19 protein-coding genes are annotated in these 21459 nt (G+C 66.2%); 7 read left to right on the forward strand and 12 right to left on the reverse strand.

Going from position 1 to position 21459, the window contains the following annotated elements; translation table 11 throughout:
* Positions 1–134 precede the first annotated feature (134 nt).
* Both ASE00_RS03805 and ASE00_RS03810 read left to right on the forward strand, forming a co-directional pair.
* Positions 135–2954, forward strand: coding sequence for a TonB-dependent receptor (locus ASE00_RS03805; RefSeq protein ID WP_056377842.1), 2820 nt, complete (start codon positions 135–137; stop codon positions 2952–2954).
* Positions 2954–4012, forward strand: coding sequence for a phytase (locus tag ASE00_RS03810; RefSeq protein WP_056377843.1), 1059 nt, complete (start codon positions 2954–2956; stop codon positions 4010–4012). The genes ASE00_RS03805 and ASE00_RS03810 overlap by 1 nt, the downstream gene beginning before the upstream one ends.
* Here the strand turns inward: ASE00_RS03810 and ASE00_RS03815 are convergent, their stop codons facing one another.
* The 6 genes from ASE00_RS03815 to ASE00_RS24210 all read right to left on the reverse strand — a co-directional run bounded on the left by ASE00_RS03815 (position 4013) and on the right by ASE00_RS24210 (position 10098).
* Complete coding sequence (locus ASE00_RS03815) at positions 4013–5218, reverse strand: hydrolase (RefSeq protein WP_056377844.1); 1206 nt, start codon at positions 5216–5218, stop codon at positions 4013–4015. It lies immediately after the preceding gene.
* Positions 5215–6618: a succinylglutamate-semialdehyde dehydrogenase gene (gene astD, locus ASE00_RS03820; protein ID WP_056377845.1), complete on the reverse strand. Its 1404-nt coding sequence runs from the start codon at positions 6616–6618 to the stop codon at positions 5215–5217. Before astD ends, ASE00_RS03815 begins: the two co-directional genes overlap by 4 nt.
* Positions 6615–7619 (reverse strand): arginine N-succinyltransferase, encoded by a 1005-nt coding sequence (locus tag ASE00_RS03825; protein ID WP_056377846.1) that lies wholly within the window; start codon positions 7617–7619, stop codon positions 6615–6617. The genes astD and ASE00_RS03825 overlap by 4 nt, the downstream gene beginning before the upstream one ends.
* A 69-nt stretch (positions 7620–7688) precedes the next feature.
* Positions 7689–8963 (reverse strand): N-succinylarginine dihydrolase, encoded by a 1275-nt coding sequence (locus tag ASE00_RS03830; protein ID WP_056377847.1) that lies wholly within the window; start codon positions 8961–8963, stop codon positions 7689–7691.
* A complete protein-coding gene (locus tag ASE00_RS03835; protein ID WP_056377848.1) occupies positions 8960–9973 on the reverse strand; it encodes an arginine N-succinyltransferase in 1014 nt (337 codons plus the stop codon). The genes ASE00_RS03830 and ASE00_RS03835 overlap by 4 nt, the downstream gene beginning before the upstream one ends.
* On the reverse strand, positions 9970–10098 hold the full coding sequence (locus tag ASE00_RS24210) for a hypothetical protein (protein ID WP_268801337.1): 129 nt from the start codon (positions 10096–10098) through the stop codon (positions 9970–9972). The genes ASE00_RS03835 and ASE00_RS24210 overlap by 4 nt, the downstream gene beginning before the upstream one ends.
* Here ASE00_RS24210 and ASE00_RS03840 point away from each other — a divergent pair.
* Entirely contained in the window at positions 10097–10723 is a 627-nt protein-coding gene (locus tag ASE00_RS03840; RefSeq protein ID WP_056377849.1) for a trimeric intracellular cation channel family protein, read from the forward strand. The two genes, ASE00_RS24210 and ASE00_RS03840, sit on opposite strands and share 2 nt — an antisense overlap.
* 98 nt (positions 10724–10821) lie before the next feature.
* Complete coding sequence (locus ASE00_RS03845; RefSeq protein ID WP_235538532.1) at positions 10822–11466, forward strand: hypothetical protein; 645 nt, start codon at positions 10822–10824, stop codon at positions 11464–11466.
* On the opposite strand, the gene ASE00_RS03850 is transcribed toward ASE00_RS03845, so the two are convergent.
* The 6 genes from ASE00_RS03850 to ASE00_RS03875 all read right to left on the reverse strand — a co-directional run bounded on the left by ASE00_RS03850 (position 11463) and on the right by ASE00_RS03875 (position 19268).
* The gene (locus ASE00_RS03850) at positions 11463–11993 is read right to left on the reverse strand and encodes a GNAT family N-acetyltransferase (RefSeq protein ID WP_235538533.1); all 531 of its coding nucleotides are present in this window, start codon (positions 11991–11993) and stop codon (positions 11463–11465) included. The two genes, ASE00_RS03845 and ASE00_RS03850, sit on opposite strands and share 4 nt — an antisense overlap.
* A complete protein-coding gene (gene sppA, locus ASE00_RS03855) occupies positions 11990–13873 on the reverse strand; it encodes a signal peptide peptidase SppA (RefSeq protein ID WP_056377851.1) in 1884 nt (627 codons plus the stop codon). Before sppA ends, ASE00_RS03850 begins: the two co-directional genes overlap by 4 nt.
* Positions 13874–13940: 67 nt before the next feature.
* Positions 13941–14768 (reverse strand): transglutaminase-like domain-containing protein, encoded by an 828-nt coding sequence (locus ASE00_RS03860; protein WP_056377852.1) that lies wholly within the window; start codon positions 14766–14768, stop codon positions 13941–13943.
* A gap of 12 nt (positions 14769–14780) precedes the next feature.
* Complete coding sequence (locus ASE00_RS03865; RefSeq protein WP_056377853.1) at positions 14781–15716, reverse strand: alpha-E domain-containing protein; 936 nt, start codon at positions 15714–15716, stop codon at positions 14781–14783.
* Complete coding sequence (locus ASE00_RS03870; RefSeq protein WP_056377854.1) at positions 15716–17161, reverse strand: circularly permuted type 2 ATP-grasp protein; 1446 nt, start codon at positions 17159–17161, stop codon at positions 15716–15718. The genes ASE00_RS03865 and ASE00_RS03870 overlap by 1 nt, the downstream gene beginning before the upstream one ends.
* Positions 17162–17309: 148 nt before the next feature.
* Entirely contained in the window at positions 17310–19268 is a 1959-nt protein-coding gene (locus ASE00_RS03875; protein WP_235538534.1) for a lytic transglycosylase domain-containing protein, read from the reverse strand.
* A 136-nt stretch (positions 19269–19404) separates the two neighbouring features.
* Between ASE00_RS03875 and dapA the strand changes: the two genes are divergently transcribed.
* The 3 genes from dapA (at position 19405) to ASE00_RS03890 (ending at position 21423) form a co-directional block, all read left to right on the forward strand.
* Entirely contained in the window at positions 19405–20280 is an 876-nt protein-coding gene (dapA, locus tag ASE00_RS03880; protein WP_056377856.1) for a 4-hydroxy-tetrahydrodipicolinate synthase, read from the forward strand.
* Positions 20281–20365: 85 nt separating this feature from the next.
* Positions 20366–20848 carry an SsrA-binding protein SmpB gene (smpB, locus tag ASE00_RS03885; RefSeq protein ID WP_056377857.1) on the forward strand — a complete coding sequence of 161 codons (483 nt, stop codon included), beginning with the start codon at positions 20366–20368 and terminating at the stop codon, positions 20846–20848.
* On the forward strand, positions 20848–21423 hold the full coding sequence (locus ASE00_RS03890) for a DUF2062 domain-containing protein (RefSeq protein WP_056377858.1): 576 nt from the start codon (positions 20848–20850) through the stop codon (positions 21421–21423). Before smpB ends, ASE00_RS03890 begins: the two co-directional genes overlap by 1 nt.
* Positions 21424–21459: the final 36 nt, after the last annotated feature.

Here is a 21459-nt window from a genome sequence, read left to right on the forward strand (position 1 = left end):
AAAACCGGCCTTTTCCTGTAGCCCATTTGTTACCGTATCGTGGGCGCTACATGACATCGTTTTGACTTTCACCCGCAATCGAAGCGTCAAAAAGCGCTGCCACTGGGCTTCCCACATCACAAGGGGAACCCAGAATGAACCGGATTTTACGCGGCGCTAGCCAAGCCGCCACGACGCTTGCTCTCATGTCCTCGGGCATGGCGATGGCCGGTACGGTGGTCGGCACGGTGTCGGACGGCAGCGGCACCCGTGCGCTGCAAAGGGCCCAGCTTCGGATCGTCGAACTCGGTCGCGTGGCCGAGGCGGCGCGTGACGGCAGCTTTCGCTTCCCCGACGTTCCAGCCGGCACCTACACGATCGAAGCGCGCTATGTCGGCGCGGACACTGTGCGCACCAGCATCACCGTCGGCGCGACCGATGATACCCGCGCCGATATCGCGATGGGCGCGGCCAGCGGCAATTCGATCATCGTCGTCGGCCAGCTCGCCAACCAGGCGAGCACGCTGTCGCGCCAGCGCGCCGCCGACGGCGTCGAAAGCGTCCTGACCCGTGACGCGATCGGCCAGTTTCCCGACCAGAATGTCGCCGAATCGCTGCGCCGCCTGCCGGGTATCAATATCCTCAACGATCAGGGCGAGGGCCGTTTCGTCTCGATCCGCGGCCTCGATCCCGAACTCAACTCCTCGTCGGTCAACGGCGTGCGCCTGCCTGCGCCCGAATCCGATGTCCGCTCGGTCGCGCTCGACGTGATCTCGAGCGACCTGATCGAATCGATCGAGGTCAAGAAGTCGCTCACTCCGGACATGGATGCAGACACGATCGGCGGTTCGATCGAGATCAAGACGACCAGCGCCTTCGACCGCAAGAAGGACCTGCTCAAGATCTCCGCCGAGGGCAGCTATAACGACCTGACCGAGAAGGTTTCGCCGAAGGGCAGCATCGATTTCTCGACCAGGCTCGGTGAGGGCGTCGGCGTGTCGGGCGGCCTGTCCTACTACAAGCGCAAGTTCGCCACCGATAATATGGAAATGGATGGCTGGGACGTCGACGGCGCGGGCAATGCCTATGCCGACACCGTCGAATATCGCGACTATGACGTAGAGCGCGAGCGGATCAGCGCCTCGCTGTCATTCGACTTCAAGGCCGGGGACAGCACGACGCTTTATGCGCGTGGCCTGTACAGCCAGTTCGACGATCAGGAATATCGCCGCCGCCTGACCTTCGAAATGGACGAGGGCCCGAGCAGCAGCACCGCGACCACCGCGAGTTTCCTGTCCGATGATGGCGAGATCAGTGTCCAGCGCGACCTCAAGGACCGCTTCGAATCGCAGAAGATCCGTTCGCTGGTGCTCGGCGGCGAGACCGAGACCGGCCCCTGGAAGGCGACCTATTCTGCCAGCTGGGCGAAGTCGAGCGAGCGCGAGAACGGCTCGATCGATCCGGTCAATTTCGAGCGCAAGTTCGAGGACCCGGGCGAGTTCGGCGTCACCTTCGACTATAGCAAGCCGAAGTTCACCGGCTATGCGGTGACCGCAGGCAACAACCTGTTCCTCGATCCCGGCGAATATGAGTTCGACAAGGTCGAGCGCACCACGCTGAGCGACGCGCAGGACGAGGAATATGCGGTCAAGGCGGATATCTCGCGCGCCTTCGCGGTGGATGGCGGTACCTTCACCGTCCAGGCGGGCGCGAAGCAGCGCTGGCGCAAGAAGACCTACAACGCCACGTTCGACATCTACAAAGGCTATGGCGCGGGCGACCTGACCCTGGCCGACTTCCTCGGCAAGCAGGATTATGGGCTCGCGTCGATCGATCCGGTGCTGGCGAAGACCTCGTTCCGTTCCTTCTTCCGCACCAACCTCAGCGATTTCGAACTCGACCAGTTTGACACCGACGCCGCCTCGGCCGAATCCGACTTCCGCGTCGATGAGGATATCACGTCGGGCTATCTGCTTGGCCGCTGGGACAGCAACAAGGTCCGTGTGATCGGCGGCGTCCGCATCGAGCGGACCCGTAACAGGATCACCGGCAACCAGCTTACCCTGGTCGAGGAAGGCGACGAATATCAGGGCGTCGAAGTCGATGAAGACAGCGTCTTCGTCACCGCGCAGAGCTTCAAGCGCAACTACACCGACATTCTTCCGAGCCTTACAGTCCGCTACGAGCCGGTCCGCAACTTCGTGCTGCGCGCCGCTGGCTATAAGAGCCTGGTCCGTCCGAAGCTGTCCAAGCTCGCGCCGCGCGCCGTGATCGAGGATGGTGAGGGCGAGTTCGGCAATCCCGCGCTCAAGCCCTACAAGGCGTGGAATATCGACCTGTCGGTCGAATATTATCTCGGCCGCAACGCCGCGATCTCGGCGGGCTTCTTCTACAAGGACATCAAGGATTATATCGTCGACGTCGTCAGCGAGGATGTCCTCTATAACGGCGTACTGCTCGACGAGGCGAAGACCTCGATCAACGGCCCCAAGGCGAAGGTGAAGGGCTTGGAACTGAGCTACAGCCAGGCGTTCGATTTCCTGCCCGCGCCGTTCGACGGGCTGCTGACCCAGCTCAACTACACCTATACCGACGCCAAGGGCACGGTGTTCACCGATGGCGACATCACCGATCCGCGCCGCATCCGGCTGCCCGCATCGTCCAAGCACACCTTCAACGCGGTGCTGGGCTATGAGAAGGGACCGCTCAGCCTGCGCGCCGCGGGCACCTTCCGCGACAAATATCTCGACGAAGTCGGCGACGATCCCTCGTCGGATCGTTATGTTTCGAAGCACTTCCAGCTCGACCTGAGCGCGAAGTACAAGATCACCGACGGCATCCGTATCTTCGCTGAATGGGTGAATGTGACCGACGAACCCTATTTCGCTTATCAGAACCTCAACAACGGCCGACGCCTCCTGCAATATGAAGAATATAGCTGGACCGCGAAGTTCGGCGTGACGGCGGCCTTCTGATGCTGCGCCGCTCGCTCCTCATCGCCTCGCTCGCCGGTCTGGCCGGTTGCGGCGGCGCCGAAGCTCCGGTCGCCTCTCCGGCCGCAAGCACGACGGTCTTGATCGCCGCGCGCGGCGAAACCGCACCGGTCGGCACCACCAACGCCGATGCCGCCGACGATCCGGCGGTGTGGCGCAACCCTGCCGATCCTGCGGCCAGCCTGATCGTCGGCACCGACAAGAAGGCCGGGCTTTACGTCTATGGCCTCGACGGCAGGATCCGCCACTTCATCGATGCCGGCCGGGTCAACAATGTTGACCTCAAGGACGGCGTGGCCATCGGAAACGGGCAGGGCGTGCTGGTCGTCGCCAGCGACCGCAACGACAAGGCGAATGCCAAACTCGCGCTGTTCCGGCTCGACACGACGACCGCGAAGCTGAGCGCGCTGGGCACCATCGCGGCGGGTGCGGGCGAAGCCTATGGCCTGTGCATGTATCGCGATGCCGCCGGGCTCTATGCCTTCATCGTGTTGAAGGACGGCACGATCAACCAGATCGCGCTCGACGTCGGCGGGGCGAAGCCCAGCGGATCGATCGTCCGCACGATGAAACTGGGCACCCAGTCCGAAGGCTGCGCCGCCGACGACCGGACCGGCGTCCTTTATGTCGCAGAAGAGGATGTCGGGCTGTGGAAGTTCGACGCCAAGGCGGCGGGCTCCACCACAGCGACCAAGATTGCGGCCGCGGACGGCAAGAACATCGTCGCCGACGCCGAGGGCGTGGCGATTGCCGCGATCGGCGAGAAGGACGGCTATGTCGTGCTGTCGAGCCAGGGCGACAATGCTTATGCGGTCTACCGGATCGCCGATGACAGCTTCGTCGGACGCTTCCGCATCGCCGCCGGCAAGGTCGGCGCGGCCGAGGAGACCGACGGCATCGAACTGATCGCGGGCGATTTCGGGCCGGATTATCCGGGCGGCATCTTCGTCGCCCAGGACGGGCAGAATGACGCCCATGCGCAGAACTTCAAGCTGGCCGCCTGGGCGGACATCGTGAAGGCGCTCAAACTACCCGAATGATCAGAGCGTCCCGCGCTCCGCGAGGCGCAGCATGACGAGCGTCGAGAGCCTGGCCCGTTCGGCCAGGCTCTCGACGATCACATATTCGTCAGGCGAGTGGATCGCGCCGCCGCGCGCGCCCATCGTGTCGACCACCGGCACGCCGCAGGCGGCGATGTTGTTTCCGTCGCAGACGCCGCCGCTCGCCTTGTGCGTGATTGGGCGGCCCAGCAGCGCGGCGCTGTCCTCGACCAGCGCGAACAGCCGCGCGGCCTTGCCGTCGATCGGTTTGGGCGGGCGTCCGAAGCCGCCATGAACACGGATCGCGACATCATGCTCGGCGGCGATCGTGCGGGCGAGATCGGCGATCAGCGTTTCGGCGGCGGTCTGATCCGCGGGCAAGGCGGGGCGCAGGTTGACGCGCAGTACGGCCTGATCGGGCACCACATTATTCGGCCCGCCGCCGTCGATCCGCGCGGGATTGATCGCCAACCCGGCGCGGCGTGCCCGCGACAGGCGCAGCGCCAGATCGCCCGCCGCGACTATGGCGTTGCGGCCATCCTCCGGATTGCGCCCGGCATGCGCCGATCGGCCGGTGATGATGATCGAGAAATTGCCGCTGCCCGGCCGCGCCCCCGCCAACGTGCCGTCGGGCAGGGCGGAGGGCTCATAGGTCAGCGCGGCAAGCTTCCCCTTCGCGCAGGATGCGATCAGCGCGGCGGAGCCGGGTGAGCCGATCTCCTCGTCCGAATTGACGATTACCTCATAGCCGATCCGCTCCGCCAGCGGCGACGCCTCCAGCGCGGCCAGCGCGGCCAGCATCAGCGCGATTCCGCCCTTCATGTCGGCGACGCCGGGCCCGTTGATCACCGCGCCGCCATCGAGATCGGTCAGCGCCTGGAAGGGGTGATCGATCCCGTAGACGGTATCCATATGCCCGGTCAGCAGCAGTTGCACCGGCGCCTGCGGACGAACGCGGACATGGAGATTTTGCCCGAAGGCGATGGCGTTGGTCTTGCCCGCCCGGTCGACTTCCTCGCCCGGCACCGGATCGCGCAGCGCGATATCGCCCGGCAGGACCGCGAAGGCATCGGCGAGCAACCCGGCGATCGTTCCGAGTCCGTTGAGGTTGCGCGAGCCGCTGTTGACTGTGCTCCACGCCCGCACCTGCGCCAGCATCGGCGCCGCAGCAGCGGCATCGAGTGCGGCGCGGTGCTGCTCGATCACAGCAGACGGCCCGTCAGTTCGCTGCTCAAATCCGTTATCGCATCGGCCTCGAAGCTCGCGACCGGATAGGCGCAATAATCGGCGGCATAATAAGCGCTGGGCCGGTGATTGCCCGACTGGCCTAGGCCGCCGAACGGCATGTTCGCGGCGGCGCCCGTCGTCGGGCGGTTCCAGTTGACCACGCCCGCGCGCGATTCATTCAGGAAACGCTGCCACAGCGCGGCATCGTCGCTCAGCAGGCCCGCGGACAGGCCGAAGCTGGTAGCGTTGGCCGCCGCGATCGCCGCGTCGAAATCGGGAACGCGCGTCACCTGCAGCACCGGCGCGAAAATCTCCGCGTCGGGCGCATCGATACCGGTCACGTCATAGATGGCGGGCGTCACGAAGGCGTCGCTGCGTTCGAGCCGCTCGAAGGGCAGCAGCGGTTTCGCACCCTGCGCCTTGAGCGCCGCCACCGCATCGATCGCATTTTGCGCCGCCCGCGCGGAGATCAGCGGGCCCATATAAGGCTCGTCGGCATCGTCCCATGCCCCGATCCGCAGTCGCGAGGCGAGGGTATGGACCGCCTCGACGATCGCGTTGCCCTCGACCCCTTCGGGGACGATCAGCCGCCGGGCGCAGGAACAGCGCTGACCGGTGGTGATGAACGCCGACTGGACGATCGCCGCCGCCGATGTGTCGGCATCGCCCCAGGCGATCAGCGGATTGTTGCCGCCCAGTTCGAGCGCGAGGATGACATGCGGCCGATCGACCATCGCCCGGCGGAAATACGCGCCGGTGGTGGCCGCGCCGGTGAACAGCAGCCCGTCGATATCGGCGGCGATCAGTGCCGCGCCCTGATCGCGCCCGCCCTGGACGATCTGAAAGACATTTTCGGGCACGCCCGCGTCGTGGAGGGCGCGGGTCAGGTGCTGGCCGGTGAGCGGGGTTTCCTCCGACGGCTTGAACAGCACCGTATTGCCCGCGAGCAGCGCGGGGACGATGTGGCCGTTGGGCAGGTGGCCCGGAAAATTATAGGGGCCCAGCACCGCCATGACGCCGTGCGGCTTGTGGCGCAGCGTCGCCCGGCCGAACGCCATTTCGGCGGTGCGGCTGCCGGCGCGTTCGGCCTGGGCGTTGATCGAGACCCCGACCTTGCCGACCATCGAGGCGAGTTCGGTGCGCGTCTCCCACAGCGGCTTGCCGGTCTCGCGCGCCAGGTCGCGGGCGATGTCCTCGCTGCGCTCCTTCAGCGTATCGGCATAGCGCTTGAGGATGGCGACGCGCTCGTCGATCGTCAGCGCGGCCCAGGCGGGGAGAGCGGCGCGGGCGCGCGCCACCATCGCCGGGATCGTCTCGACCGCGGTTTCCTCACCCTCCCAGATGACCTGACCGCTGGCCGGATCGATCGACTGCATCATTGCCTGACCCTCACTGTCTCACCCGGTTTCAGCCGCAGCGCATCGATCGCGGCGGCGTCGAGCACCGCGGCGCCGTCCTCGATCCGCACCCGGGCGCGGACCGCCCGGAAATCGGAGACCGAAGCGGTCGATACCAGCAGTTCGGGCGCGTCGGCGGGATCGCCCTGCACAAGCGGCAGCGCTATGGTCCGCTGGATCGTCGTGATCGTGTCGCGGGGCGCCGAATAGGTCGGCCCGCCATCGAAGATGTCGATCAGCCCCGAACTGCGGAAGCCTTCATGCTCGAGCATTGCCCGGGCGGCCCGACCCTCGACATGGACCCGGCCGATCGCTTCCTGGGCGGCCTCGGGGATCAACTCGACATAAATCGGATGGCGCGGAGCGAGGTCGAGGATGAACTGACCGTCGGTCGACATCACCATATGATCGGCCTCGTCGAAGGGTAGCTGGAAGAACTTCACCGCGACGCCTTCCCAGAAGGGGCAGGTGCCGTCGGGGGCGAAATAGCCGCGCAGTTCGGCCATCACTGTCTCGGAGAAGCGTGTCCGCTCGACCCCGATCAGCATGTAGCGCGACCGGGCGAGCAGGCTGCCCGCGCCACCCGACCGGCGCTCGGGCCGCAGATAGAGCGATCCGACCTCGGTCCACCCCGCGCATTCGTTGACCAGCACCAGCGCCTGATGGTCGAAGCGGGTGCCGATCGCCGAGGAGAATTGGGCGAGGGTCATCACCCGGAAGGAGAAATGCGGCCTGGCGACGCCCACCGCCGCGCGGACCCCGCACAGTCCCTCGATCCGGCCGGTCTCGCCGTCCTCCAGCATCAGCGTGTACCAGGCCTCGCGCGGGGCGATCGCGCCGGTGAAACTGGCTTCGGACAGGGTCAGCCGGTTGAGCAGTGTCGCTTCGTCCTCGGGCAGGCTGGTGAAGCCGCGTCCCGACAGCACGGCGAGCTCCATCAGCGAATCGAGATCGGCGGGACCGGCGGGACGGACGACCAGCATCAGCGCGGCTGCGGAAAAGTGTGGAGATGGAAAGCCATCGGCATGTTGTGCGTCATTCGTGCGCCAAGTTCAAATGGAGCGGAGCAGCGCGTCGAGCGCGTCATGCGCGGCGAACGCGGTTTCCCACAGCGCGGGATCGGCAAGGTCGCGGGCGTCGATCCGCTCGGGCCAGTGGCGTTCGACCAGTTCGTTGAGCGCGGCCCAGCGGCGTTCGTCGAGCATGAAACGCGGATCGATGCCGCCGCGCGCCGCATCGCTCACCGGCACGCGCAGGCGCAGGCAGGCGGGGCCGCCGCCATTGCGCATGCTTTCGCGTACGTCGACGACGATCGCTTCGGCGATCGGGTTGTTGCCCGCGACGATCGTTTCGACGGCCTGCCAGACACGGCTGTTTTCGCACGCCTCACCGGGCAGAATCAGTGCCATCCCGCCATGGGGCAGGGTGACGAGTTGCGAGTTGAACAGATAGGAGCCAATCGCGTCTTCGAGGGTGATGCTGTCGACTTCGACCGGCACGAAATCGGGCACCGCGCGCGCCGCTGCAGCGAACAGGCCGTCACGGTCCTCAAACGCCGCGGCATGGGCGAGCAGGACGTTCTCGTTCGCGACTGCGACGACGTCATTGTGGAAGGCACCCGCCTCGATCGCCGCCTGTGATTGCAGCGTGTGGAAGCCCTCGATCCCGGCGATCCGTGACACCGCTTCGCCCGCGCGGCGGGCCTGCCGCTCGGGATAGCGGCTGCCCCGCGCCGCGCCATGCACGAAGACGTTCAGCCCGCGCTCGCCATGACGGCGTGTCAGCCGCATATGATTTGCTGCGCCCTCGTCGCTGAAATGCTGCGTCCCCGGCAGCGCCGGATGTACCGCGAAATGGCGGTCGTCGCGGAAGATGGTGCGCAGCATCGCATAGGTGTCGGGGGCTTCGAAGCTCCGGTGCAGCATGGTCGAAAGATTGGCGGTGACGAGGTGGACGCGGCCATCGCCACTGTCTGCGCCCGCGATAACAGTTGCAGCATTGGCCGCCCACATCGCCGAGGCCGAGCAGGCATTGTTGAACAGCACGGGATCCTCGGTGGCGGCGCGCACCAGCACCGCCTGGTCGTCTCCCCTGAAGCCCAGCGCGCGCAATGCTGCGGCCGCGGGGCGGCGGGGCGGGGGAATGAAGCCCTGCGTCAGGCCGAGGTCCATCAGCCGCCTCATCTTGGCGAGGCCTTGCAAGGCGGCGGCGCGCGGTTGCGACACCGCGCCCGCATTGCTGGCGCTCGCGACATTGCCGGCGGACAGTCCGGCATAATTGTGCATGGGCCCGATCAGGCCGTCGAAGTTGATTTCCATCGTCATCATAGCGCCAGATAAGAGAAGCGGTCGCCTTCGGAGAGGCCGAGTATCGCGGCGCTCGCGGGGTCGGTCACCGCCTGTCCTCCTGCGGTTTCGATCGAACCGAGCGTGCAGCAAAAGCCCGGCCCATTGCCCCTGGTGAGGAGATGATCGCGCAGCACGTCGCCATCATCGGTGCCCGCATGGCTCGCATGGCGCAAATCGCGGATCGCGCGAAGATCGTCGATGGTGGCGACCATCGTCACCCCCGCGTCGAAGATGTCGACATAGCCTTCGTCGCGAAAACCTTCCTCGATCAGCAGGCTGAGCGCCTTGCGGCCGTCGTCATGTACCCTGCCGATCACCCGCTGGGCGTCTTCGGACAGCATGTTGACGTAGATCGGCGCGCGCGGGCCCAGGTCGGCGATGAACTGGTTGCCGGTAGTGCCGCAAATATGGTCGGCCTCGGCGAAGCTCATCGCATAGAAGCGCCCGCCGACGGCGTCCCAGAACGGCGACTGGCCCTTGTCCGACCAGCCGCGCAGATCGGCGAGGACGCGCCGGCCGAAAGTCTTGCGGTGCGCGGCAATGAACAGATAACGGCTGCGCGCGATCATCCGGCCATAGCCGCCGCCGAGCAGCGTCGGATCGATCATCAGCCCGCCGACTTCGGCGCAATCCTCGAGATCGTTGGTCAGCGTCAGCACGGGGAAGCGGACCATCTTGCCGTCGATGCTCGAACGCTGCGTCGTATAGCTGATCCTGTAGCTGTAGAAGGGCCAGTCTACGCCGAGGCGCGGAAACACCATGCCGCAGCCCCGCACCCGACCGTCGATCTCCAATACGAGGATGATCGCGCCGCCAAGCTGCGCGCCGTCCAGCAAAGCGGTGCTGCGGGCGATACGATCGGCGATCGACGCGCGGTCGGGCGGCAGGTTGGTGAAGCCCGGCCCCGCGCTTTCGGCAAGCACCAGCAGCGCGTCGACATCGACTTCCCGGACGGTGCGGATTCGGATCGAGGGGCGCGATTCACTCATAATGTATAGTCAACATTTTCAGCGAGGCTTTCAAGGGAGGGGAAACGATCGGCCGCGATGGCCCCTTCGCACGTCATATAGCCATCTTGAAAGCACTCGCCGATATGGCGCACATGCGGGGTCATGCAGCTTCCCGATCTCATGATGGCGCGCTCCGTCCTGCCGTTGCTGGATATTGCGGGAATCGCGATCTTCGCGGTCAGCGGCGCGCTCGCGGCGGCGCGGCGGGGGCAGACGATCGTGACCTTCCTGTTCTTCGCCGCGGTGACGGGCACCGGCGGCGGCACGCTGCGCGACCTGCTGATCGGAGCGCCGGTTTTCTGGATCTATGACAATCGTGCGCTGGCGGTCTGCCTGGTCGCTGCGCTCGCTGTGTGGCTGACGCCTCGGCGGGTCTGGCCGGTCAACGCGCTCGAATGGTTCGACGGTGCGGGTCTCGCCGCCTATGCGGTGTTCGGATCCTGGAAAGCGCTGGCCTATGGGGTGCCGCCGCTCGGCGCTGCTATGATGGGCGTCGTCACCGCCTGCATGGGCGGCGTGATCCGCGATGTGCTGGCGGGCGAGCCGTCGATCCTGCTGCGGCCCGAAATCTATGTGACGGCGGCGGCGCTGGCCTCGGGCTTGTTCGTCCTGCTGATGATGGCCGGCGCGCCGGTGCTGCCGGCGGCCGGCATCGCGGCGGCAGCCGGGTTCGCGCTGCGCGCCTTCGCCATCACCCGCGGGCTCGCGCTTCCGGCATATCGCGACTGACCGCCGTTCACCTTAGCGACATGTTGCTATCGCAAAGGGTAGGGAACCCCTATGCGGGCCGGAACGTACAATGGTGGACGTTGGATCGAGGAGTGATGATGCGGAGTGCGATGTTCCTGGTGTCGGCAAGCGCGCTGATGCTGTCCGCCTGCGGACCCAAGCAATTGGCGCTGCCGGCCGATCCGGTCGACAAGGCCGCGACCTGCGCGGTGGTGAGCGCGGCGAATGCGCGGCAGCAGAACCCGAACGCAAAGGGTGACCTGGATTTCGACGCCCAGACACGGATCATCCACTACGCCATGCTCACCGGGATCGATGGCGACGGTTTCTCGACCAAGACCGCCTCGGCGGTCGTCAGCCGGATGAGCGAGGTCGAGGCCAATATCACCAACGGAAAGTGGCAGGATCTCGTCGCCCCCTGCGATCAGGCCTTCCCCGAAGTGAAGAAGACGAGCGGCATCGCGTTGCCCGAGGCACGCTTCGATGCGCAGCTAGGCTGTTACGCCATGGCCGATTTCCTGGTGAAGACCGTCACGACGACCGATCCGAAGGCGCAGGAGCGCTTCGCCGCCTTCCAGCAGATGAAGCGCAATCTCGATGGATCGATCGGCAAGTCGATCAATGCGCGCGGGGCGGGCGATTATGAAAAGACGCTCGACCTCAAGCAGGGCGCACTGGTCAAGATGACCCGGCTCGGCGCACCCGCCGAGGTCATGAAGATGTGCACTGCGCGCTTCGGCTAGGTCAGGAAGGGCCGGGGTTCTTCCGGGCTGTACGATCGCGGGCCGATGTCGAGCTGATAGATGCCGACATCGTGCCACGTGCCCTGCTTGTAGCCGACGCCGCTCAGCAGCCCGGTCTGGCGGAAGCCGAACGCCTCGTGCAGCAGCGTGCTGGACGGATTGGGCAGGGTGATCTTGCCGATCACCGACTGGAAACCCTGCGCGGTCAGTGACGCGATCAGTTCGCTGTACAGCGCGCGGCCGATCCCCTGCCCGCGCTGGTCGTGCGCGACATAGACGGTCGCCTCGGCGACCCAGCGATAGGCGGCACGATCGTAGAGCCGCCCGGCATAGGCATAGCCGCGCACCGCGCCGTCGCGCTCGAAGACCAGATATGGATAGAGCGGGAGCAGGCTGCCGATCCGCGCCGCCATCGTCGCGGCATCGGGCGGATCGAGCTCGAAGGTGATGACGCTGTTGCGGACATAATGCGCGTAGATCGCCGCGATCGCCTCAGCATCCTCGCGCCGGACCGGCCGGATCGTCACCGCATCGCCCAGGCCAGCAGACGGCGCGCGGCGCTTTCGTCGCCCGGGCGGGGCGGGGCGCCCATGCCGGCGCATTCCAGACAGCGCACTTGGATGGTGGCCCCGGTCAGGATGCGTTGCGCATCGGCGAGCGCCCGGACCAGCGTGCGTTCGGGCCGCCCCGCGGCGATCGCCCAGGCATCGCCACGCCGGGTTGCCTGTTCTCCCTCCTCATTGGGCGCGACGAGCGACTTGAACATCTGCTTCCACGGCGACAGCTGCTTTTCGATGTAGAGCGGGCGCGCCTTGGCGGGATCGACCTTGGCGAGCTTTGCGGCATAGGCAACGGCGTCGTCGACCGTGCCGAAGCCGTCGACCAGCCCGATCTGCCGCGCGCTCGCGCCAGCCCAGACACGTCCCTCGGCGATCTGTTCGACCCGCTCGACCGGCAACTTGCGCGACTGCGCAACCTGGGTGATGAAGCGGCGGTAGATATCCTCGATCGAGCCCTGCATCAGAGCGTCGAATTGGGGCGAGGTGCCCCGGAAAACGTCGGGCTCGCCCGAAAGCGGCGTGGTCTTCACGCCATCCGCGGAGAGACCGAGCTTGGCGAGCGAGCCTTCGAAGGTCGGCAATATGCCGAACGCGCCGATCGATCCGGTGATCGTCGCCGGGTCGGCAAAGATATGCTGCGCCGGGGTGGCGATCCAGTAGCCGCCGCTCGCCGCCAGCCCGCCCATCGAGACGACGACGGGAAGGCCGAGACCGCGCGCCTGGGCGATCGCCGAGCGGATCTGCTCGGCCCCGGTCACCGATCCGCCGGGGGAATCGATCCGCACCACCAGCGCCTTGATCCGCTTGCGCGCGAGTTCGTCGAGCAGCAGGTTGGAGACGGTCCATCCCCCCGCTGTGCCCGATGGCGCCTCGCCGTCGACGATGTCGCCCGCGACGGTAAGCACGCCGATTGCCGGGCCGCTCGATCTCTCGGGATGCGCCGCCGCCCAGTCCTCGAGTGGGATCGCCTTGAAATCGTTGATCCCGCCATCGTCCGCATCGCCCGCGATGGCGGCGATGCGCGAGTTGAAGGCGTTGCGATCACCCAGCTTGTCGACCAGCCCGTTGCGCAGCGCCGCCTGCGACATCTGCCCGCCCGCCGCGGCGACCGCCGCTGCCGGCGCGTTGATGTAGGCGGCGAGCTTGGCCTTCGGACGCGCCTTGCCGACATCGGCCTGCCAACTCGCCCACAGCGCATTGGCCAGCGCCTGATTGGCCGCGCGGGCTTCGGGGGACTGGTCGCTGCGCATGAAGGGCTCGACCGCCGATTTGAAGGTGCCTACCCGGTAGATCTTGGCGGTGATGCCGAGCTTGTCCATCAGCCCCTTATAATAGAGCTGCGATCCGCCCGGCCCGACGAGGATCACCCCGCCCAGCGGATTGAGCCAGATTTCATTGGCATGTGCGGCGAGAAGATAGCCATCGTCGCTATAGCCGGTCGCATAGGCGAAGACGGGCTTGCCCGCGGCGCGCACCGTGTCGATCGCCTTGCCTGCCGCGGCGAGGGTGGCCTGTTCGCCGCCCATGAAGGCGTCGAGATCCAGCACGACCGCCTTCACCGCACCCGACGTCGCGGCGGCTTGCAGAGACCGTTCGAGATCGCGCAGCCGGGTTTCGCGGGTGAAGCCGTCCTTGCCCGTGATCAGGCCCAGCGTGTCGGTATCGGCCGGTTGCTCGACCAGCGTGCCGCTGAGATCGACCACCAGCGCACCGGAGGTAGGCAGCACCGTGTTGGGCTTGATCGACAGCGCGAAGAACAGCGCCGCGAAGAAGATGAGCATCGCGACCAGGACGAGCGCGTCCTTGATCCCGACCAGCAATTTCCAGATGCCCCGAACGAGCTTCATGCGGTGATCACAATCCCGAAAAACAACCATGGTGCAGATAGGCGGCCTTGTGGCGGCCGTCCATCGTTCAGGCCTGGACCTGCCCCTGAGAGAGCGTCACATCGATGCCGATGTTCAGAACCTCGTGGCCGCCGCCCACGCGTGCGCCCGAGATAGGCGCGGCATCCCGGAAATCCAGCCCCTTGGCGACCCTTATATAGCGCTCGTCGGGGCAATGATCGTTGGCGGGATCGAAGCCGATCCAGCCATAGCCCGGCACGTCGATCTCCGCCCAGAAATGCGGTGCCTGCGTCTGGGCGCTGGCGGCCTTGCCGCTGTAGATATAGCCGGTCACGAAGCGCGCCGCGAAACCGGCGGCGCGCGCGGCCGCCACAAGAACATGCGCCACATCCATGCTGCAGCCCGAGGCGGCGGCGACGATCTCGCTCGCCTTGCGGACGTCGGTGCTGCGCTCCGCCCGGCAGCGGATCAGGCCATGAACGGCGCTGGTCAGGCGGTGGGCGCGGGTCAGCGCGTCGTCGGAACCGCCGCCATGCTCCCGGGCGATCGCGGCGATCGCGTCATCCGCGGCGGTCAGATCGGTGGGCCGGGTGAAGACCGCGGGCGGCAGCGTCTCTACCGCGCCCGACACCACGCCGGCGCGATCCTCGGTCAGCACTTCGCCGGTGACATGCAGGCCGATCCGTTCGACCGGCCCGGCGAGATAGAGCATCGAGATGATGTTGCCGAAGCCGTCGCTCGCATGTTTCAACCGGGCGTCGCAGTCGACGTCGATCCGCCAATGGACGATGTTCTGGCCGATATGGCTGCCCGGCGTCAGCCGCAGCATCTGCACCACGCGCGTCTGCGGCTCCGTGAAGCGATATTCGGTCTGGTGCTGGATCAGGAGGCGCATGGCGATTCGATCTCAACCGAAACGGAATTGTTGCCCGATCGCCTGGTGGGTGCGGGTATTCTCATAGATGAAGGCAGTCAGCCACTCATGTAAACCCTGGGCGAAAATCGTGTCGATCGAGGTCCGCTCGAGCGCATTGTGCCGCACCCGGGCAAGCCGGTCGGCTTCGCCCTGCAAGCCGGTGCGCTTCCCGATCGCGTTGAGATGCGCCACCACCTCTTCCGAAGACGCGATCAGCGAGCGCGGCAGCTCGGGCTTGAGGCAGAGCAGTTCGGCGACGAGCCAGGGCTTGAGGCCTTCGCTGTAGAGCCAGCGATAGGCGGTGACTGCCGAGACGGTGTGGAGGATCGTCGTCCACTGGTCGCGGTCGATCGGTCCGCCGACTTTCTCGCCCTCGGGCAGCAGCAGATGATATTTGACGTCGATCAGCCGCGCGGTGTTGTCGGCGCGCTCCATCGCCGCACCCAGGCCGATAAAGCTGTACGCCTCGTTGCGCAGCATCCGGTGCAGTGCGCCTTCGAAACCGCGGGTTTCGGCGCGTATCTGCTCTACCAGGCTCAGTGTGGTCTGGCTGCCGCCGGTCGAGGCCCGGCCGCGCAAGCCCAGCCAGGCTCGGTTGATCGCTTCCCAGGCGTCGCGGCTCAGCGCGGTGCGCACCGACTTGGCGTTGCTGCGCGCAGCATCGAGACAGGAGCGGATCGAATTGGGGTTGCCCGCCGACAGCGTGAGGTAACGGCTGATGGCGAGCGGCGAGCGCGTCTCGCCGGTCAGGTTGAAATCCGAATCGGCGGCGGCGACGAGCAGCGCACTGTCCCATGCTCCCTGGCCAGCGGGGCGCGGGGAGAGGGCGTCGAGCCGGATCGTCGCCTCGATCAGCCGCGCGGTGAACTCGGCGCGCTCGACATAGCGGCCGATCCAGTAGAGCGAGTTTGCGGTCCGCGAGAGCATCAGGCGGCTCCCCCCGGACCCGCGAGGATCAGGCTGTCCTTGGTGCCGCCGCCCTGGCTCGAATTGACGACCAGCGACCCTTCGCGCAGCGCGACGCGGGTCAGGCCGCCCGGGGTGACGGTGACACCCTTGGCGCCCGACAGGACGAAAGGCCGGAAATCGACGTGGCGCGGCGCGACACCGCTTTCGGTCAGCGTCGGCACCGTCGACAACGCGAGCGTCGGCTGCGCTATATAGCGCTGCGGTTCGGCGATCAGCGCGGCGCGAAACTCTTCGATCTGCGCCCTCGTCGCGGTTGGCCCGACCAGCATGCCATAGCCACCCGATCCGTCGACCAGCTTGACCACCAGCTTGTCGAGATTTTCCAGCGTGTATTGGAGCGCGTCGGCCTCACGGCAGCGATAGGTCTCGACATTGGGAAGCTTCGCGTCGCCACCCGAATAATATTTCACGATCTCCGGCATATAGCTGTAGATCGCCTTATCGTCGGCGATGCCGGTGCCCGGCGCGTTCACCAGCGCTACATTGCCCGCCATATAGGCCGCGATGATGCCCGGCACGCCGAGCAGCGAATCCGGCTTGAACACCAGCGGATCGAGATAATCGTCGTCGATCCGGCGATAGATGACGTCGACCTGGACGCGGCCTTCGATCGTCCGCATCCACACCTTGTCGTCGTCGACTTCCAGATCGGCGGCCTCGACCAGCTCGATCCCCATCGAATCGGCGAGGAAGCTGTGCTCGTAAAAGGCTGAATTGAAATGGCCCGGGGTCAGCAGCACGCAGGTCGCCTCCGCGCCGCGCGATCGAGGCGAGACCGACTGCAGCGTTTCGAGCAGCGCGTCGGGATAGCTGTCGATCGGCTTGACGTCGAACTGCTCGAACAGTTCGGGGCAGAGCCGCAGCATCGCCTCGCGATTTTCGAGCATGTAGGAAACGCCAGACGGTGTGCGGGCATTGTCCTCCAGCACCCAGAATTCGTCGGGCCCGGTGCGGACCAGGTCGATGCCGCAGATATGCGCGAAGACGCCGTGCGGCGGTCTGGCGCCCGCAAGCATGGGGCGGAATTGCGGATTGGCAAGGATCAGTTCCTCGGGGACGATCTTGTCCTTGAGGATCTTCCGTTCGCCATAGACGTCGGTGAGGAAGGCATTGATCGCCTCGACGCGCTGGACGAGGCCCTCGGACAGGCTGGCCCATTCCCCGGCGGTGAATATGCGGGGTACGATGTCGAACGGGATGATTCGCTCGGCGGACTCCTCTTCGCCATAGACCGCGAAGGTGATGCCCAATTGCCGGAACGCCGCTTCGGCGGCCTTTTGCCTGCGATCGAGCTCGCTGGCCGGGGTGGTTTCTATCCATTGGGAAAGCCGGGCGAATTCGGGCCGTCCTGCCGGATCGCCCGGGGTGCCCCGGATTTCGTCGAAAGCGCCTGCCCCTGCCATATCGCTCCGTTATCAGCCTGATCGACAAGCCCGATGGTGCATCGCTTCGCTGCGCTGCACAAGAGGCTTTGCGAGAGAGATTGTTTCGCCGGAAACTATACCCCCCCGCGGCGCTAAACGCTGCCAGATGGAGCCGGGTTCCTCGGCCTCAACCGGGCTTGACCTTGCCGAGATAGGAGGACAGCCGGTTGCGGGTTACGCCACGCGCCTTCGCGGGGTTGAGCATGTCATATACCACCGCATTTTCGAGCACCTTCTGGACATAACCGCGGGTCTCGGTGAATGGGATCGCTTCGACCCATTCGACCACGTCGACGCCGGGCAGGCGCGGGTCGCCATTGGCGCGGATGAACTTGTTCACATTGCCGGGCCCGGCATTGTAGCTCGCGATCGCGAGGACGTAGTTGCCGCCATAATAGGTCAACATCCGGTCGAAGAAGGCCGATCCGAGCATGACGTTATAGCCGATGTCGGTGAGTTTGGCGGGGTCATGGTCGAGGCCGAGCTTGCCCGCCTGCTCGCGCGCGGTGGCGGGCATGAGCTGCATCAGCCCGCGCGCGCCGGTGCGGCTCGTCGCCTGCCGGTCGAACTGGCTTTCCTGGCGGCTGATCGCATGGATCAGCGTCCAGTGGCTTGCCATCGCCGGCGGCACGGGCACCTCGGGGAAGCCGATCCGCAGCGGATCGGGCGTGCCGCTGGTGCGCGCGGCGCGCGACACCATTACGCCGAGATCGGGCCGGTCGATCGATTTGGCGAGCTCGCCCGCCAATATGTGATCGCTGTCGGTCTTCGCGTTGGCGGCGATCAGCCGGATGAAGGCGGTCTGGTCCTGCCAGGACCCCGTCCGCCCGAGAAGTCGGGCTGCGCGGACCACCTCGCTTGCCTCGAACGCTGCGCGTTCGGTCGCCGACACCGCGCCGCGCGCGGGCTCGGGCGGCAGGACGAGATCGCGTCCCAGCCGCTCGGCGGCGAGCTGGCCATAATATTGGTCGATATGCGGCGCAGCCTGGGCGAGGTAGCTTTGCGCCCAGTCGGGCTTGCCGCCGCGTTCGGCGGCACGGGCGGCCCAGTACCAGCCCTTGGTCTGGGTGCCCGGCGTCTGCGCGGCGCGGGCATAGCGATCGAACATCGCCATCGCGTCGTCATAGCGGGCGAGCTTGTCGAGCGCGACGCGGCCCGCGAGCCACACCAGACTCGTATAGTCGTCACGCTCGGCGAAGGGGCGGTCGCGGACCCTGGTGCCCGGCGGAAAGGCCTGTTCGGCATGTTTGGCGATGGCCAAAGCCATGTCATATTGGCCGTCGGCGTTCGCCGCCTGCGCGAAGCTCAGCAGGTTGTCGAGGAAATAGGCGGTGTCGAACGGGGGGCTGGTGAGGTCGCGCGACTTGCCGAGCCAGATGCGCGCTCCCACGCTGTCGCCGCGATCGCGCAGATAGCGGGCGCGCTCGATCATATAGCCGGGATCATGGTTGACCGCGTCGCCGGCCGCCGCGATTCGCGCGTCGACGTCGGCGTCGTTGCGCAGCAACGCCAGCCGCGCGGCGAACAGCGCCTGCTTCGATGGCGATACATTGGCGATCTGCCGCGCGGCCGGCGTGGTGGCGCGATCGAGCAGCAATCTTTCCATCCGCCGGTCATGGTCGGCGCGGGTCATCGTCGATCCGAAGCGCGCCATCAGCCGGGCTTCATCGTCGGTGGAGAGGCCCCGCGTCGTCCAGGCGCCCGCCGCGTTGCTGCGCGCCTCGGCGGTGCGGCCGGTCGCCGCCAGCGCCTCTGCATAGCGCGCCTGGCCTGCGGCGGTCAGCGGGGCGAAGCCGGTGAAGAAACGCACCACGAGCGCCGGATCATAATTGTTCGGGTCGATTCGCCGCTCGGCCGCCCGGCGCATCGCCGACTCGCCCGGCCAGCCGGGGTGGGCGATCAGGAAAGCGGCATAATCCTTGAATGGCAGCGAATCGCTCTGCTGGAGGCGCCGCCACTCGGCGATCACCCCCTGCAGCACGTCCTCGCGCCAGGCCGGCGCGGCGGCCACGGGGGATTTCAGCGCGCTGGGCGACGGTATTTCGGGCGCGACCGTCGCCGCGATCGCCGCGGTGGAGACCAGCAAGGCGGCTCCTGCAAAAAGACGCCGACTCCGGCTGGACAGGGGCGGGTGCCCGAACCTATTGGGCGCAGTCGTTTCTCGGACAGACTTCATTGCGCCATTATGGCCCTCGAAGTGCTCCAGGTGAAGGGAGAGCGTGATGTTCAGCGGGTCGATACCAGCCCTTGTGACGCCGTTTCGCGACGGAGCGTTCGACGAGAAACTTTTTCGCGGCTTCGTCGACTGGCAGATCGCCGAGGGATCGAGCGCGCTGGTGCCCTGCGGCACGACCGGCGAAAGCGCCACAATGTCGATCGAGGAGCACAATCATGTCGTGCGGGTCTGCATCGAGCAGACCGCCGGCCGGGTGCCGGTGATCGCGGGCTGCGGATCGAACGACACCGCGGTCGCGCTCGAGCATATGCGGTCCGCCCAGGCGGCGGGCGCGGATGCGGCGCTGGTGGTGCTGCCTTATTACAATCGCCCGAACCAGGACGGCCTGCTGCTGCATTTCGGTCATTTGGCCGAACATTGCGACCTGCCGATCATCGTCTACAACGTGCCCGCACGCACCGTGACGGACATTCAGCCCGAAACGCTGGGCAAGCTCGCCGAGATCAAGACGATCATCGGCATCAAGGACGCGACCGGCAAAATGGAGCGCGTCTCGGCGCAGCGCCTGCATTGCGGCCCCGATTTCTGCCAGCTGTCGGGCAATGACGACACCGCGCTCGCGTTCAATGCGTCGGGCGGTGCCGGCTGCATCTCGGTGACCGCCAATGTCGCGCCGAAGCTGTGCGCCGAGTTCCAGCAGGCCTGCGCCGAAGCCCGGTGGAGCGACGCGCTCGCCTATCAGGACAAACTTTTTCCGCTGCACAGCGCGCTGTTCACCGACGCGTCGCCGGGGCCCGTTAAATATGCGCTGACCCGCACCTATGCCGATTTCCCGGCGGAACTGCGCATGCCGATGACCTGGCCGTCCGAAGCCAGCCGCAAGGCGGTCGACGCGGCGCTCGCCCATGCGGGGGTTTCGTGAGGCGCAACGAATCCCTATGTGATGTTCCTTCATTTCGTTCGGGGTCGCTCGGGACGAACCTTCAGCTTTTGCGTTAGACATATTCATGGTTCGCCCACGCCCCGCCGAGTTCGAGAAGAAGAAGGTCGTCGCCGAGAACCGGCGCGCCCGCTTCGAATATTTCCTCGAGGAGTTCTTCGAGGCCGGCATCGCGCTGACCGGGACCGAGGTGAAGTCGCTGCGCTTCGGCGAGGGATCGATCGCCGAAAGCTATGCCGAGGTGAAGGGCGAGCAGGTCTGGCTGGTCAATTCGAACGTGCCCGAATTCAGCCATGGCAACCGCTTCAACCATGAGCCGAAGCGCCCCCGCAAGCTGCTGCTGCACCAGCGCGAGATCGACAAGATGCGCAACGCGGTGGCGCGCGAAGGCATGACGCTGATCCCGCTGTCGATATATTTCAACGGACGGGGCAGGGCGAAGGTCGAACTGGCGCTCGCCAAGGGCAAGAAGCTGCACGACAAGCGCGAGACCGAAAAGGCCCGCGACTGGAAGCGTGAGCAGGGCCGCCTGCTGAGAGAAAGAGGCTGATGTTCGACAGCATCGGCAATTGGTGGCGCAAGAACGCACCCACCCGGGAATCGCTGGAAGAGGTGCGCTGGCTGCGCCCCTTCGCGCATCGCGTGCTCGAACCGTCGCTATGGCGCTTCACCCGCCGCTCGGTGCCGCGGGGTGTGGCGCTTGGGCTGATCGTCGGAATCTTCCTGATGATACCGGGGCTGCAGATCATCGGTGCGGCGCTGCTGGCGCTGCCCTGCCGTGCGAATGTGCCGATCGCAGTTGCGATGACCTTCCTGTCCAATCCTGCGACCACGCCGTTCATCCTGTATCTCTCACTGATCGTCGGAAACCACTTCGTCCATTCGACTGCCGACCTCGGCACCGTGACGATGATGATCGATCATGGCGCCAGCCTTGCCGAATGGGCGGCCTGGGCGGCGTCCTCCGCCGCGCCCGCGCTGATCGCGGGGCTGTTCGTGATCTCGGTGGTCACGGCAGCGGTCGGCTATCTCCTGTCTGGTTGCCTCTGGAAGGCCTGGATTTCGCGGAAATGGCATCTGCGCGAACGTCATCGCGCCGAGCGGGCGGCCCAGCCCGAGGGTTGATCCTGACAGCGTTGATGGTAAGCCAACCGTCATAGT

It is taken from the genome of Sphingomonas sp. Root710, from assembly GCF_001429065.1.
Taxonomy (GTDB): Bacteria; Pseudomonadota; Alphaproteobacteria; order Sphingomonadales; family Sphingomonadaceae; genus Rhizorhabdus.